Raw genomic sequence first — 15,397 nt, forward strand, 5'->3', positions numbered from 1 at the left:
GCCGAGCGGGCCGCCGCGGGGCCGGTCCGGCCCCGCGGTGCCCACTCTGCTGCGGGTAGCGGTCAGGTTGTGGCCGCTATGTGCGGCAGCATGGGGGCATGCAGAAGACCTCGGCCCGGCTGCTGTCCCTGCTCTCGCTGCTCCAGGTCCGCCGGGACTGGCCCGGCGCGGTGCTGGCCGAGCGGCTGGACGTCAGTGCGCGCACCCTGCGCCGGGACGTCGACCGGCTCCGCGAGCTGGGCTACCCGGTCCGGGCGGTGAAGGGCCCCGACGGCGGCTACCGTCTGGACGCCGGGACGCGGTTGCCGCCGCTGCTCTTCGACGACGAGCAGGCGGTCGCCCTCGCCGTCGTACTGCGCACCGCGGCCGCCACCGGCGCCGGGATCGAGGACGGCGCGGCACGGGCGCTGGCGACCCTGCGCCAGGTGATGCCCGCCCGGCTGCGGCACCGGATCGACGCCCTCCAGGTCACCCCCGTCGCACGGTCCGCTCCGCTGCCGCAGCCCCAGGCGGACACCGGCGTCCTGATGGCGCTCAGCGCCGCCGTCCAGGCCCGCGAGGTGCTGCGCTTCGACCACGCCCCGGCGCACACCACGGCCACCGCACCCGAGGCCACGCCGCCCCCGCGCCGGGTGGAGCCGCACCATCTCGTCACCCGGGGCGGACGCTGGTACCTGGTGGCCTGGGACCTGGACCGCGAGGACTGGCGGGTCTTCCGCGCCGACCGGGTGACCCCACGCACGCCCACCGGCCCCCGCTTCACCCCGAGGGACCTGCCCGGCGGGGACGTGGCCGCGTTCCTGACCGGCAGGTTCCGCGGCTCCGACGGCTCCGCGGACTGGCCCTGCCGCGGCGCGGCCGTACTCCACCTGCCCGCCTCCGCGGTGGTGCCGCACGCGTCCGACGGGACCGTCGAGGAACTGGGCCCCGACCGCTGCCGGCTCACGCTGGGCTCCTGGTCGTGGCCCTCGCTCGCCGCCGCCTTCTGCCTGTTCGACACCGACGTCGAGGTCGTCGGCCCGCCCGCGCTCAAGGAGGCGTTCGCCCGGCTGGCCGACCGCTGCGCCAGGGCCGCCGGGCAGGGAGCTGGGCCGCGGTAAGCAACCGCCTGCCGGGCCGGGGTCACACCCGCTGGGCCCGCTCCACGCTCGCGGCCTCGGTGGCCGGGCCGCCGCTCATCACGACGCGCGACCGGCTGTGCAGCCGCAGGGAGACGGCGACGAAGCCGATCGCGACCAGGGTCATCGCACCGCCCGCCCAAGCGGTGGCGGGGTACCCGAGGTTCGCGTCGATCACCGTGCCGCCGAGCCAGGGGCCACCGGTGTTGCCCAGGTTGAAGGCGGCGGTCGTGGTCGCGCCCGCGAGGGTGGGGGCGGCACCGGCGACGTTGAACATGCGCGCGTTGAGCGCGGGCGCCGTGTAGAACGCGGAGACGCCGAGCAGCAGCGACAGGACGATCACGGCGGCGGGGCTGGAGGCGAACAGCGCCAGGGCGGCCAGCAGCACCGTCGATGCGGTGATGCCGGAGAGCAGTACGCCGAACAGGTGCGCGTCGGCGACCCGGCCGCCGATCGTCGTACCGATCAGCGCGCCGACGCCGAACAGCGCCAGCACGGCCGGCACCCAGCCGTCCGCGAGGCCCGCCACGTCGGTGAGCAGCGGCGCCAGGTAGGAGAAGGCGCAGAAGACGCCGCCGGCGGCGAGCGCGGTCACCACGATGGACAGCCAGACCTGGCGGTCCCGGTAGATCGCCAGCTCGCCGCGCAGCCGGGGGCGCCGCTCGGGCAGCGGGATGCGCGGGATCAGGGTCACCACGCCGACGAGCGCGACGGCGGACGCGCCGCCCACGGCCCAGAACGCGGACCGCCAGCCCAGGTGCTCGCCGAGGAAGGCGCCCGCCGGGACGCCGAGGACGTTCGCGATGGACAGTCCGCCGATCATCACGGCCATCGCGCGGGCCCGCGCGGTCACCGGCACCATCGCGATGGCCACGGCCGCGCCCACGGCCCAGAACCCGGCGCAGGCGAGCGCGCTGACGACCCGTGAGACGAACAGGACCTCGTAGCCCGTCGCGAGCGCGCCCGCGACCTGGCCGACGCCGAACACCGAGATCAGCGCGATCAGCGTGGTCTTGCGGGGCAGCCGCAGGGTCGCGACGGCGAGCAGCGGGGCGCCGACGACCATGCCGATCGCGAACGCCGATATCAGCAGCCCGGCTCGCGGGATCGACACGTCCATGTCGTCGGCGATGGGCGGCAGCAGTCCGGAGAGCATGAACTCGCTGGTGCCGAGCGCGAAGACGGACAGGCCGAGGATGTAGACGGCGAGCGGCATGCGTCCGGCCGTGGGCCGTGGGGAAGAATCGGGCATGACAGGTGTCAACGGGGCCCCGCTTCCCGCCATTCCCGCGGCGGGCCCCGTCTCACGATGCGGCTACGGGGTGACGCGCTCCAGCCGGACGACGATGCCCTTCGAGGTGGGCTGGTTGCTGAGGTCGGCGACGCTGTCCAGCGGGACCAGGACCTGGGTCTCCGGGTAGTACGCGGCGGCGGAACCGCGGGCGGTGGGGTACGGGACCACCTCGAAGCCCTCGGCGCGCCGTTCGGTGTCGTCGTGCCAGACGCCGACCACGTCGACGCGGTCTCCCGCGGTGAGGGACAGCGCGCTCAGGTCCTCCGGGTTGACCATGACCACCCGGCGGCTGCCGTGGATGCCCCGGTAGCGGTCGTTCAGGGTGTAGGGGATGGTGTTCCACTGGTCGTGGGAGCGCAGCGTCTGCAACAGCAGGTGGCCCTCGGGCAGGTCGGGCGTGCGCCAGGTGTTACGGGTGAACCTGGCCTTGCCGGTGGCAGTGCGGTAGACGCCCTCGTTGACGGGGTTGGGCAGCCGGATGCCGCCGGGGCGTGTCACACGCCGGTCGAAGTCGTGCAGGCCCGGCACGATCCGGGAGATCCGGTCGCGGATCGTGCCGTAGTCGGCCTCGAAGTCCTCCCAGACCACGTTCCCGGGGCCGGTGCCGAGGGTGCGGCGGGCGAGCCGGCACAGGATGGCGACCTCGCTGAGCAGGAGGGGGGAGGCCGGCTTGAGGCGTCCCCGGGAGGTGTGCACCTCGCTCATCGAGTTCTCCACCGTGACGAACTGCTCGCCGCCCGCCTGGTGGTCGCGTTCGGTCCGGCCGAGGGTGGGCAGGATCAGCGCGGTGTCCCCGCAGACCGTGTGGGACCCGTTGAGCTTGGTGGAGATGTGGGCGGTCAGGCGGCAGCTGCGCATGGCCGCCTCGGTGACCGCGCTGTCGGGGGCGGCCCGGACGAAGTTGCCCGCGACGCCGAGGAAGACCTTGATCCGGCCCTCCCGCATCGCCTTGATGGAGTCGACCGAGTCGAGTCCGTGGGCGCGCGGCGGTTCGAAGCCGAACTCGTCGCGCAGGGCGTCCAGGAAGGAGTCCGGCATCTGCTCCCAGATGCCCATCGTGCGGTCGCCCTGGACGTTGCTGTGGCCGCGCACCGGGCAGGCGCCGGCCCCGGCCCTGCCGAGGTTGCCGCGCAGCAGCAGGAAGTTGACGATCTCCCGGACGGTGGGGACGCCGTGCTTGTGCTGGGTGATGCCCATCGCCCAGCAGACGATGACGCGTTCGCTGCCGAGCACCTCGTCGCGGACCTGCTCGATCTCCTCGCGGGTCAGTCCGGTGGTGGTGAGCACGTCGTCCCAGGAGGCCTGCCGGGCGTGCTCGGCGAACTCCTCGAAGCCGCTGGTGCTGTCGCGGATGAACGCGTGGTCGAGGACCGTGCCGGGCCGGGCGTCCTCGGCCTCGAGGAGCAGCCGGTTCAGCGCCTGGAACAGGGCGAGGTCGCCGCCGGGCCGGATGTGCAGGAACCGGTCGGCGATCCGGATGCCCTGGCCGATCACCCCGCGTGCCTTCTGCGGGTTCTTGAACCGCAGCAGCCCCGCCTCCGGGAGGGGGTTGACCGCGACGATGCGGGCGCCGTTGTGCTTGGCCTGCTCCAGCGCGGACAGTTGCCGCGGGTGGTTGCTGCCGGGGTTCTGCCCCACCAGGAAGATCAGGTCGGCGTGGTGGAGGTCGTCGAGGCTGACCGTGCCCTTGCCGGTGCCGAGGGTCTCGTGCAGGGCGAAGCCGCTCGACTCGTGGCACATGTTGCTGCAGTCGGGCAGGTTGTTGGTGCCGTACGCGCGGGCGAAGAGCTGGAGGACGAAGGCGGCTTCGTTGCTGACCCGGCCCGAGGTGTAGAAGACCGCCTCGTCTGGGCTGTCGAGCCCCTTCAGTTCCCCGGCGAGCAGGTCGAGGGCGTCGCGCCAGCTGATCGGCTCGTAGTGGTCGCGGCCGGGCCGTTTGACCATCGGCTCGGTGAGGCGCCCCTGCTGGTTCAGCCACAGGTCGGAGCGGCGGGCCAGGTCGGAGACGGAGTGCTCGCGGAAGAAGTCGGCGGTGATCCGCCGCGTGGTCGCCTCGTCGTTGATGTGCTTGGCGCCGTTCTCGCAGTACTCGTTGCGGTGCCGGTGGCCGGGTGCGGGGTCCGCCCAGGCGCAGCCCGGGCAGTCGATGCCGCCGACCTGGTTCATGGTCAGCAGGTCCACCGCGGTCTCCTTGGGGGACGTCTGCTCCAGGGAGTACTCCAGCGCGTGCGCCACCGCGGGCACGCCCGCGGCCCAGGTCTTGGGCGCGGTGACGGTCAGGTCGTCCCGGGGTTCGTCCCTGGGCGGCTTCTTCATCGGGGGATCGCCTCTCGTTCGCCGTGTTCCGGGGCTCTCAGCCCACGGGCCAGACCGCCACCCGGCTGCGCGGCGGCTCGGACTCCCCGGGCCGCACCTGGCCGTCCCGGATGGTCCCCCGCCAGGCGCCGCTCGCCTCGCCGTGCCCTTCGATGTACGCCTTGAAGTGCCCGAGTTCGCGGCGTACGACGCGGCCGGCCGCCCCGGGGACCGCGGTGAGCACGCCGGTGAGCCCGCGCGGCCCGGCCGACAGCCGCACGGTCACCGCGGTGCGGTCCTGCCCGGTGGGCCGGAACGTCACCTCGCCCCGGTGGCCGTGGCGCTGTCCGAGGCTGCGCCAGGTCAGGTGCGAGTCGGGCACCTGGTCCACGACCTCGGTCGCGAACTCCCGGCGGACGGGGCCGAGTCCGACGACCCACAGGGTCACGGCGGGCCTGACCTGTTCGACCCGCTTGACGGTGGTCATGAACCGCGGGAAGCACTCGAACTGGGTCCACTGGTCGTACGCGGTGCGCACCGGTACGGCGATCTCGATCGTCTCCTCGACGGTGGTCACGTGCCGCTCGCCTCCGGGGGTCGTGCGGTTGCGGGCTTGTCGACCGTGCAGTGCAGGGAGTCGTCGACCACGTCGGCGACGATGGTGTCGCCGGGGTCGGCCTCGCCGCCGAGCAGCAGGTCGGCGACGCGGTTGTCGAGTTCCGTCTGGATCGTGCGGCGCAGCGGGCGGGCGCCGAACTCGGGCTGGTGGCCGTGGGCGATCAGCAGCTTCTTGGCCGCCTCCGTGACCTTCAGCGTCAACCCCTGGGCGTGCACCCGGCGTTCGCTCCGGGCCAGCAGGTGGTCCACGATCCGCGAGAGGTCGTCCTGGGTGAGGCCGTGGAAGACGATGATGTCGTCGATGCGGTTGAGGAACTCGGGCAGGAACCGCGTCCGCAGCTCCTGCGTCAGCTCGTCCTTGAGGTCGGACACGTCGCCCTGGTGGTCGAGGATGCGGCGGGCGCCGATGTTGGACGTCATGATGACCACGCAGTGCCGGAAGTCGACGGTGCGGCCCTGCCCGTCGGTGAGCCGGCCGTCGTCGAGGATCTGCAACAGCGTGTTGAAGACGTCGGGGTGGGCCTTCTCCACCTCGTCGAACAGGACCACGCTGTAGGGCTGCCGGCGGACCTTCTCGGTGAGCTGTCCCGCCTCCTCGTAGCCGACGTATCCGGGAGGCGCGCCGACGAGCCGGGCGACCGTGTGCTTCTCCTGGAACTCGCTCATGTCGAAGCGGATCATGCGGTTCTCCTCGCCGAACAGCAGCGCGGCGAGGGTCTTGGCCAGCTCGGTCTTGCCGACGCCGGTCGGGCCGAGGAAGAGGAAGGAGCCCACGGGGCGGTCGGGGTCCCCCATGCCGGCCCGGTTGCGGCGCACGGCCCGCGAGACGGCGGTGACCGCCTCGTCCTGGCCGACGATCCGGGCGTGCATCTCCTCCTCCAGCCGGAGCAGCCGCTCCTTCTCCCCCGCCGTCAGCTGGGAGACCGGGATGCCGGTGCGGCGGGAGATCACGTCCGCGATGTCGTCGGCGGTGACCGAGACGACGCCCTCGCGGCGCTCCTCGATGCCCGCGAGTTCGCCCTCCGCCTCGGCGATCTCGCGCTTCAGCTCCCCCGCCCGGGCGTAGTCCTCGGCGGCGACGGCCTGCTCCTGCTCCCGGCGCAGCTTCGCGATGCGGTCCTCGCGGCTGACGACCTCGGTGGAGCGGCTCGCGCTGCGCAGCCGTACCCGGGCGCCCGCCTGGTCCATGACGTCGATCGCCTTGTCGGGCAGGAAGCGGTCGCTGACGTAGCGGTCGGAGAGTTCCGCGGCCGCGGTCAGGGCTCCGTCGGCGAAGCGGACCTGGTGATGCGCCTCGTAGGCGTCGCGCAGGCCCTCCAGGATCTGCACCGTCTCCTCGACGGAGGGCTCGGGGACCATCACGGGCTGGAAGCGGCGTTCGAGGGCCGCGTCCTTCTCGACGTACTTGCGGTACTCGTCGATGGTCGTCGCGCCCACCACGTGCAGCTCGCCGCGCGCGAGGGCGGGCTTGAGCATGTTGCCGGCGTCCATGGAGCCCTCGCCGGTGGCCCCGGCGCCGACGACGGTGTGCAGCTCGTCGATGAACAGGATGATGTCGCCGCGGGCCTGCTGGACGTCCTCGATGACCTTCTTCAGGCGCTCCTCGAACTGCCCCCGGTACTGCGCGCCCGCCACCATGGCGGACAGGTCGAGGGCGACGACCCTCTTGTCCTTCAGCGTGTTCGGGACCTCACCGGCCACGATGCGCTGGGCCAGTCCCTCCACGATGGCGGTCTTGCCGACGCCGGGCTCGCCGATCAGCACCGGGTTGTTCTTGGAGCGCCGGGAGAGGATCTCGACGGTCTGCTCGATCTCCTCGGCGCGGCCGACGACGGGGTCGAGCTTCCCGGCCTTCGCCTCGTCGGTCAGGTCCCGTCCGTACTCGTCCAGTGTCGTGGCCGGCTTCCCGGCGCCGTCGCCCGGTGTCCCGCCCGAGCGGGCGACCTGCTCGGTGAGCCCCTCCAGCTTGCCGACGTCCTGCCCCTCGGCGCCCAGCAGCCGGGCCGCGCCCGTGTCGCCGTCCGCCAGCAGGGCGCCCAGGATGTGCTCGGGGCCGATGTAGGAGACGCCGGACGCCCGGGAGCGGGCGTAGGCGGTGGCGAGGGTGCGCTTGGCGGCCGGGGTGAGGCCCGGCTCGGCGGACGGCTCGCCCGCCTCGCGGGGCAGGATCCCGGCGATCCGGCCCGCGAGCGTGTCGGGGTCGGCGCCCGCCCGGGCGAGCAGTCCCCGCGCGGGCTCGACCTTGGTGGCCGCCCACAGCAGGTGCTCCGTGTCCAGGTCGGACGTCCCGTCCTCCAGCGCCCGCCGTGCCGCCAGGTTGAGGAGCTCCTGCGAGGACTCGGTCAGCATCCGGCCGATCGGCACCCGCTGCACCGCCGGGGGTGAGGAGGCGGGCGACGTTCCGAAGAACCGGTTGAACAGATCACTGAACGGATCGGACGCACCGAAACCGAACGACGACATCGACATGACAGCTCCTGGGGCGGTGGCGAGTCGACTCCACCGAAACCCCATGTCGGCGACTCCGCAAGCGGAGCGCCCGCCGCGCGGCGGCGAGGACCCCTTGTCAGCGGCGGGCGGCATGGTTCCGCCCATGCCGACTCCTGCCGCAGTGCCGCGCACCCGGGTGAAGTGCTGCCCGACTCCCCCACCGGCAAGGTCGCCGGCGGTACGGCCGGTGAGGACGTCTCGCTCCTGCCCGGCGGTTCGGTGGGCGGCGGCCGGGGCACCGTGACCGTCTACACCACGACGTGGGCGGCCGAGGGGGACGGGACGAACTGCGTCATCTCCAGGGCGCCGTGGACGCGGCCCTGTGCGAGAAGGGGCGCTGAGCGGCGCGCTCCGGACCGGAGCCACCAGGAGTGTACGTTCGTACGCCCCGAGGGTAGGCTCCCGCGCATGACTGTTGACGTACTGCGCAGGCCCGTCCTGGCCGATCGGCGGGCTCGTGTGGCCGTCGCCGTGCTGTTCTTCACCAACGGCGCCCTGTTCGCCAATCTGCTGCCGAGGTATCCGCAGATCAAGGCGGACCTCGGCATCGGCAACGCCGCCTACGGACTCGCCGTGGCGGCGTTCCCGGCGGGAGCCATCACGGCCGGGCTGGCGGCCGGGGTCCTGGTGCGCCGGTTCGGTTCGGCGCGGGTGGCGGTCGGCGGCACGCTGCTGACCGGGGTGGGCATCCTCGCCGCGGGCCTCGCGGACTCGGTGGCGGTGTTCGCGGGGGCGCTGTTCCTCGCCGGGGCGATGGACGCGTTCACCGACGTCGCGCAGAACGCCCACGGTCTGCGGGTGCAGCGCCGCTACGGACGTTCCATCATCAACTCCTTCCACGCCATCTGGTCCGTCGGCGCCGTCACCGGCGGCTCCATGGCGGCCGCCGCGATCGCGCTCGGCGTCGCGCGGGGCCCGCACCTGCTCTTCTCCGCCGTGGTGTTCGCGGTCGCGGCCTGCGTCGCCCTGCGCTACTGCCTGCCGGGCCCGGAGACCGAGGCGGAACCGGCCGAGGAGACCGGCGCCGAGGACCGCGCGCCACTGCCGGCGCGGGACCCGGTGGCGGGCCTGCGCACCGGCTGGGTGCTGGCCGCCCTGGTCCTGATCGCCACGGCCGGCACCCTGGTCGAGGACGCCGGCATGTCCTGGGCCACCCTCTACCTCGCGGACTCGCTGCACGCGACGGCGGCGCTGGCCGCGTCCGGGTATGTCGCCCTGGTCGGCGCGCAGTTCGTCGGCCGGATCGTCGGCGACCGGCTCGTGGACCGCTTCGGCCAGCGCGCGGTGGCCCGTTCCGGCGCCCTGATCGCGGCGGTCGGCATGGGCCTGGCGCTGGCCGTGCCGACGGTGCCCGGCACGGTCCTCGGGTTCGCCGCGGCCGGGTTCGGGGTGGCGACGCTGGTCCCGGCGGCGATGCACGAGGCCGACGAACTCCCCGGCCTCAAGCCCGGGTCGGGGCTGACCCTCGTCTCCTGGCTGATGCGGCTCGGCTTCCTGCTCTCCCCACCGGTCGTGGGGCTGGTCGCCGACGCCACGAGTCTGCGGGTGGGCCTGCTCGTGGTGCCGCTCGCGGGGCTCCTCGTGCTCCTGTGCGCCGGAGTGCTCCAGCCCCGGCGCCGCTGAGCCACCGCCGGGCAACACGATCCGGTCGGGAGTGTACGTTCGTACGCTTTCGGGGGTACGATCGGGCGCATGCCGACGGACCACTTCGCGGGCGACTCCCGCACCCACCTGGAACGCATGCTGGCGGGCGACCTCTACATCGCCGACGACCCGGAGATCGCCCGCAGGCAGCAGCAGGCCGTGCGGCTGGCCGCCCGCTACCAGGCCGCCTACGCCGAGGACGCGCAGGCCGCGCGACCGCTCCTCGCGGAGCTGCTCGGCTCGCTGGGGGACGAGGCCCATGTGAGGCCGCCGCTCTACGTCGACTACGGCAGCAACATCACGGTCGGGGCCCGCACCTTCGTCAACTACAACCTGACGGCCCTGGACGTCGCGGCGATCACCATCGGCGAGGACTGCCAGATCGGGCCCAACGTCCAGTTGCTGACCCCGACGCACCCCCTGGAGCCCGGCCCCCGGCGGGACAAGCTGGAGGCCGCCCGCCCGATCGTCATCGGGGACAACGTCTGGCTGGGCGGGGGCGCGATCGTGCTGCCCGGCGTCACCATCGGGGACAACGCCGTCATCGGGGCCGGCGCGGTCGTCACGAAGGACGTGCCGGCGAACGTCGTGGCCGTCGGCAACCCCGCCCGGCCGGTGCGGAACGTGTAAGTCTGCTCCCATGGCAACCGGACACACCGACCCGCAGCGGCGGGAGCGCATCCTCGCGGCCACCCTCGACCTGATCGCCGAGGAGGGCATCGCACGCGTCTCCCACCGGAGGATCGCGCAGCGCGCGGGGGTACCGCTCGGCTCGATGACGTACCACTTCAGCGGCATCGAGCAGCTGCTGCGGGAGGCGTTCGGCCGGTTCACCGACCACATCGTCGCGGTCTTCGACCAGCACCTCGGCGCCGCCGCCGACCGCGACCAGGCCCGCGAGGCGGTGGCCGACCTCGTGCACGAGCTGTCCGAGGACAGCCAGCGCGACCTGGTGCTCACCCAGGAGCTGTACACGCTCGCCGCGCGCCAACCGGCCTACCGGGAGCTGACCCACGAGTGGATGCGCCGCAGCCGCGTCCACCTGGAGAAGCACTTCGACCCGGACACGGCCCGCCAGCTGGACGCCCTCATCGAGGGCCTGACGCTGCACCGCGCCCTGGCCCGGGAGCCGCATGGCCGTGCCCTCACCGTGGAGGCCATCGCCCGGATCACCACCACGGACCGCCGCGCCCCCGAGGGAAACGGCGCCCCCTAGCAGCCCGTGCGGCGCGGTCCTGACCCCTGCGCCGCACGGGCGTCCCCGTCAGCAGACGCCGTCGCCCGGCTTGGGGTTGCCGAGGCCGAACAGGGGCCGCAGCTTGAGACCCACCCAGGTGCCGGCCAGCGCGAAGGCGCCCCACAGCCAGCCGCTGAGGCTGCCCGAGGCGATGCCCGCCAGGTAGGCGCCGATGTTGCAGCCGCCGGCCAGCCGGGCGCCGATGCCCATCAGCACACCGCCGAGCACCGCCGCGACGGCGGTACGCCACGGGATGCCCCGGTGCAGCGCCCAGGTGCCGCCGAGCGAGGCGGCGACGGCCGCGCCGATCATGATGCCGATGTCGGTGAGGCTGGTCTTGTCGGCGAGCACCGGACCGGACAGCATCTCGGCGTTGCCGGGCCGCTGCCACCAGGACCAGTTCTCCGGGTGGCCGCCGAGCGCGCCCACCAGCTCCGAGCCCCACAGGCTGAAGGCGCTGGTGACGCCCCAGGCGCCGCCGGAGACCAGCAGGACGCCCGCGCCGAGCACGGCCAGCGCGAGGGCGCCGACGGCCAGCGGCCAGGAGCCCCGGACGGCGCGGACGGCCGCCCGGCGCGCCGAGGGCACGGCGCCCAGCGGGGGCGGGTTGCGGCGGGCCTGGACGCGGCGGCTGACCAGCACCACGAGGAGCAGGGCGCCGATGGTCACGGCCCAGGAGCCGAACCAGCCAAGGTGCTCGGACAGCACGACGGGCTCCCAGGCGGGGAGGTCCTTCCACAGGTCGAACTGCCAGGCGGCCAGCGTGGCACCGGCGACGAAGCCGCCCAGGGTCAGCACGATCGACGTCTGTCCCGAGCCGACCGCGAACAGGGTGCCCGAGGCGCAGGCGCCGCCGAGCTGCATGCCGATGGCGAAGAGCGCCGAGCCGGCGAACAGCCCGACGCCGATCGGTCCGGCGGACGGTGCGGGCTGGGAGCCGAACAGCCCGGTCCCGGTGCCGATGACCAGCGCGAACAGGGTGGCCGTGGTGCCCAGGAGCAGGGCGTGCGCCCGCAGCCCGGAGCCGTTGCCGACGGCGACCAGCTGCCGCCAGGCGGAGGTGAAGCCGAACCGGGAGTGGAAGAGGGCGACGCCCAGGCCGAGGCCGAGCAGGAGCAGCACGCCGGGCTTGGCGCCGTGCGCGGACCACACGTACGCGGTCAGGGCGGCGGCGAGCAGCCCGGACACCACGAGCGGCGTCCGCCGGACCGGCGGCAGGGGCGGCGCCTCGGGCCGCGCCGAGGAGGTGGGCGAGGGGGCGAACAGGGCGGTGGGCGCGCGCGGCGGGGCGGCCGGGGCGGACCCGGCCGGGGGTGCGGTGGTCACGGAAGATCTCCGGGGTGGTGTGCACGGGGACGGCGGACGCTGGCGGGCGGGCGGCGGCGCGGGGAGCGCGGCCGGTCCGGGGGCTCAGCGGCGACAGAGGCCGTCGTCGACGCACCACGCCGAGCACGCGAAGAGCGCGAGGCACAGCAGCGGAGCCGATGCATACATGCGTACGAAGATACGGAGGAGTGTGCTCCGTATGCCACGCCGTCTCGCCATGCGGATGGCGGACGGCGTGGCATCCGTGTCCGTCCGGAGGACGCCGGTCCCGCCGGTTACAGGGTGCGCTCCAGGCGGTCCGCCATCAGCTGGACGAACCGGGCGGGCTCCTTGGGCCGGCCGCCCTCGGCGAGCACCGCGAGGGCGTGCAGCAGTTCGGCGGTCTCGGTGAGTTCCGCGCGGTCCCGCCGGTCGGTCCAGGCCCGGTTCAGGGACTTCACCAGCTGGTGCTCGGGGTTGAGTTCCAGGATCCGCTTGGCGCTGGGCACTTCCTGGCCCATCGCCCGGTACATGTTCTCCAGGGCGGGCGTCAGCTCACCCGCGTCGGAGACGACGCAGGCCGGGGAGACGGTCAGGCGGTGGGAGAGGCGGACCTCCTTGACCTCCTCGCCCAGGTGCTCCGTCATCCAGCCGAGCAGCCCGGCGTACTCCTCGCCCTGCTTCTCCTTCTCGGCGTCGCTCTTGTCCTCCTCGGTGCCGGACAGGTCGATCTCGCCCTTGGCCACCGAGCGCAGCGTCTTGCCCTCGAACTCCCCGACCGCGTCGACCCAGACCTCGTCGACGGCGTCGGTGAGCAGGAGGACCTCGACGCCCTTGGCGCGGAACGCCTCCATGTGCGGGGAGTTCTCGATGGCCTGCCGGGACTCGCCGGTCATGTAGTAGATGTCGTCCTGCCCGTCCTTCATCCGCTCCACGTAGTCCTTGAGCGAGGTGGGCTCGTCGGCGTCGTGGGTGGAGGCGAACGAACAGGCGGCGAGGAGCGCGTCCCGGTTCTCGGAGTCGGTCACCAGGCCCTCCTTGAGGACCGCGCCGAACTCGCGCCAGAAGGTGGCGTAGCGGTCCGGCGCCGACGTCCTGAGGTCCTTCACCGTGGACAGGACCTTCTTGGTCAGCCGGCGCTGGATCATACGGATGTGGCGGTCCTGCTGGAGGATCTCGCGGGAGACGTTGAGCGAGAGGTCCTGCGCGTCGACGACGCCCTTGACGAAGCGGAGGTAGGGCGGCAGCAGCTCCTCGCAGTCGTCCATGATGAAGACGCGCTTCACGTAGAGCTGGACGCCGCGCTGGTAGCCCTGGGTGAAGAGGTCGTGCGGGGCGTGCGAGGGCACGAAGAGCAGGGCCTGGTACTCGAAGGTGCCCTCCGCCTGGAGCCGGATCGTTTCCAGCGGGTCGCGCCAGTCGTGGGCGATGTGCTTGTACAGCTCGTGGTACTCGTCGTCGGACACCTCGTCGCGCGGGCGCGCCCACAGGGCCTTCATGGAGTTGAGCGTCTCGGCCTCGCGGGCCTCGTCGCCGTCCTCGCCCGGCTCCGGCAGCAGGCGGACCGGCCAGGTGATGAAGTCCGAGTACCGCTTGACGATCTCCTTGATCTTCCAGGCGGAGGTGTAGTCGTGCAGCTGGTTCTCGGAGTCGGCGGGCTTGAGGTGCAGCGTGACCGCGGTGCCCTGCGGGGCCTCGTCGAGCCGCTCCAGGGTGTACGTGCCCTCGCCGCGCGAGGTCCACCGGGTGCCCTCGGTCTCACCGGCGTGCCGGGTGACCAGGGTGACCTCGTCCGCGACCATGAAGCCCGAGTAGAAGCCGACGCCGAACTGGCCGATGAGCCCGTCCGCCCCGGCCGCGTCCTTGGCCTCGCGCAGCTCTTGCAGGAACTTGGCGGTGCCCGAGTTGGCGATCGTGCCGATCAGCTGGGTGACCTCGTCGTACGACATGCCGATGCCGTTGTCCCGCACGGTCAGGGTGCGGGCGTCCTTGTCGACCTCCAACTCGATGTGCAGGTCGCTCACGTCGGCGTCGGGGGCGTCGCCGCGCAGGGCGGCGAGGCGCAGCTTGTCCAGCGCGTCGGAGGCGTTGGAGACGAGCTCGCGCAGGAACACGTCCTTGTTCGAGTAGACGGAGTGAATCATCAGCTGGAGCAGCTGACGCGCCTCTACCTGGAACTCAAACGTTTCGGTCGTCATGGCTGGTGAGTACCTCACAGGTCCACGGAATCGTCTGCACTGGTCAGGGCAACTCTAGAACAGCGCGGGCGGCGGGCGCCGCCGGTCGTACGACCTCCGCGGCCAGGGCCTGACGGGACCGGCGGACGGCAACGACGGACACCGCCGCGGGAGCGCGTCGGGCGACCTCGGCCGGCTCGCCGCGCGGCGCGGTTGCCGAGTTCCGTCAACAGCGTTGACTTCGAGTCAACAGCCCTGCACATTACTTAAAAGTAGAACCGCCCGGTAACTCCGCTGCCGCCCCCTCGAAGAAGAGAGAGCACATGCCGAAGCATGCCCTTCGCCGTGTCATGACCGCGACAGCCGCCGCCGTCGGCGCGCTCGCCCTCGGCCTCACGGACGCCACCGCGCACGCCGCCCTCGACTACGTGGCTCTCGGCGACAGTTACAGCGCCGGGTCGGGCGTCCTGCCCGTCGATCCCACCAACCTGCTCTGTCTGCGCTCGACGGCCAACTACCCCCACGTCATCGCAGACGCGACGGGGGCCCGGCTCAAGGACGTCACCTGCGGCGCCGCCCAGACCGCCGACTTCACGCGGGCCCAGTACCCGGGCGTAGCACCCCAGTTGGACGCGCTCGGCACCGGCACGGACCTGGTCACGCTCACCATCGGCGGCAACGACAACAACACGTTCATCAACGCCATCACGGCCTGCGGCACGGCGGGTGTGCTCAGCGGCGGCAAAGGCAGCCCCTGCAAGGACAAGCACGGCACGTCCTTCGACGACGCGATCGAGGCCAACACGTACCCCGCGCTCAAGGCCGCGCTCCGCGACGTCCGGGCCAAGGCTCCGCACGCCCGGGTGGCGGCCCTCGGCTACCCGTGGATCACACCGGCCACCGCCGACCCGTCCTGCTTCCTGAAGCTGCCCCTCGCCGCCGGTGACGTGCCCTACCTCCGCGCCATCCAGGCGCACCTCAACGACGCGGTCCGGCGGGCCGCGGCGGAGACCGGCGCCACCTACGTGGACTTCTCCGCGGTCTCCGAGGGCCACAACGCCTGCGAGGCACCGGGTACCCGCTGGATCGAACCCCTGCTGTTCGGGCACAACCTCGTTCCCGTGCACCCCAACGCCCTCGGCGAACGGCGCATGGCCCAGCACACGATGGACGTCCTCGGCCTGGACTGATCTCCCGTACCTGTCCGCGTACGCTTTTC

11 protein-coding genes are annotated in these 15,397 nt (G+C 72.8%); 5 read left to right on the forward strand and 6 right to left on the reverse strand.

Annotation, left to right across the window (positions count from 1 at the left end; all coding sequences use genetic code 11):
* The first annotated feature begins 98 nt into the window (after positions 1 to 98).
* Entirely contained in the window at positions 99 to 1,100 is a 1,002-nt protein-coding gene (locus ACIRGB_RS10985; RefSeq protein WP_403861583.1) for a helix-turn-helix transcriptional regulator, read from the forward strand.
* 22 nt (positions 1,101 to 1,122) lie between these two features.
* On the opposite strand, the gene ACIRGB_RS10990 is transcribed toward ACIRGB_RS10985, so the two are convergent.
* From ACIRGB_RS10990 to ACIRGB_RS11005, 4 genes are all read right to left on the reverse strand, one after another.
* Positions 1,123 to 2,334 (reverse strand): Cmx/CmrA family chloramphenicol efflux MFS transporter, encoded by a 1,212-nt coding sequence (locus tag ACIRGB_RS10990; RefSeq protein WP_403862116.1) that lies wholly within the window; start codon positions 2,332 to 2,334, stop codon positions 1,123 to 1,125.
* Positions 2,335 to 2,433: 99 nt separating this feature from the next.
* Positions 2,434 to 4,728 carry an FdhF/YdeP family oxidoreductase gene (locus ACIRGB_RS10995; RefSeq protein ID WP_403861586.1) on the reverse strand — a complete coding sequence of 765 codons (2,295 nt, stop codon included), beginning with the start codon at positions 4,726 to 4,728 and terminating at the stop codon, positions 2,434 to 2,436.
* 37 nt (positions 4,729 to 4,765) lie between these two features.
* Positions 4,766 to 5,284 carry an SRPBCC family protein gene (locus ACIRGB_RS11000; RefSeq protein WP_403861589.1) on the reverse strand — a complete coding sequence of 173 codons (519 nt, stop codon included), beginning with the start codon at positions 5,282 to 5,284 and terminating at the stop codon, positions 4,766 to 4,768.
* Positions 5,281 to 7,794, reverse strand: coding sequence for an ATP-dependent Clp protease ATP-binding subunit (locus ACIRGB_RS11005; protein WP_403861592.1), 2,514 nt, complete (start codon positions 7,792 to 7,794; stop codon positions 5,281 to 5,283). The genes ACIRGB_RS11000 and ACIRGB_RS11005 overlap by 4 nt, the downstream gene beginning before the upstream one ends.
* Before the next feature lie 429 nt (positions 7,795 to 8,223).
* Here ACIRGB_RS11005 and ACIRGB_RS11010 point away from each other — a divergent pair, with 429 nt between their 5' ends.
* The 3 genes from ACIRGB_RS11010 (at position 8,224) to ACIRGB_RS11020 (ending at position 10,675) form a co-directional block, all read left to right on the forward strand.
* Positions 8,224 to 9,438, forward strand: coding sequence for an MFS transporter (locus tag ACIRGB_RS11010; protein ID WP_403861595.1), 1,215 nt, complete (start codon positions 8,224 to 8,226; stop codon positions 9,436 to 9,438).
* A gap of 69 nt (positions 9,439 to 9,507) precedes the next feature.
* Positions 9,508 to 10,089 (forward strand): sugar O-acetyltransferase, encoded by a 582-nt coding sequence (locus tag ACIRGB_RS11015; RefSeq protein ID WP_403861598.1) that lies wholly within the window; start codon positions 9,508 to 9,510, stop codon positions 10,087 to 10,089.
* A gap of 10 nt (positions 10,090 to 10,099) precedes the next feature.
* On the forward strand, positions 10,100 to 10,675 hold the full coding sequence (locus tag ACIRGB_RS11020; protein ID WP_403861601.1) for a TetR/AcrR family transcriptional regulator: 576 nt from the start codon (positions 10,100 to 10,102) through the stop codon (positions 10,673 to 10,675).
* A 48-nt stretch (positions 10,676 to 10,723) separates the two neighbouring features.
* Here the strand turns inward: ACIRGB_RS11020 and ACIRGB_RS11025 are convergent, their stop codons facing one another.
* Positions 10,724 to 12,022 (reverse strand): YeeE/YedE family protein, encoded by a 1,299-nt coding sequence (locus ACIRGB_RS11025; protein ID WP_403861604.1) that lies wholly within the window; start codon positions 12,020 to 12,022, stop codon positions 10,724 to 10,726.
* A 275-nt stretch (positions 12,023 to 12,297) separates the two neighbouring features.
* Complete coding sequence (gene htpG, locus ACIRGB_RS11030) at positions 12,298 to 14,199, reverse strand: molecular chaperone HtpG (protein ID WP_403861607.1); 1,902 nt, start codon at positions 14,197 to 14,199, stop codon at positions 12,298 to 12,300.
* A gap of 302 nt (positions 14,200 to 14,501) precedes the next feature.
* Here htpG and ACIRGB_RS11035 point away from each other — a divergent pair, with 302 nt between their 5' ends.
* Positions 14,502 to 15,368, forward strand: coding sequence for an SGNH/GDSL hydrolase family protein (locus ACIRGB_RS11035; RefSeq protein ID WP_403861610.1), 867 nt, complete (start codon positions 14,502 to 14,504; stop codon positions 15,366 to 15,368).
* Positions 15,369 to 15,397 lie beyond the last annotated feature (29 nt).

This window comes from Streptomyces sp. NPDC102490, from assembly GCF_044765285.1.
Classification (GTDB): Bacteria; Actinomycetota; Actinomycetes; order Streptomycetales; family Streptomycetaceae; genus Streptomyces.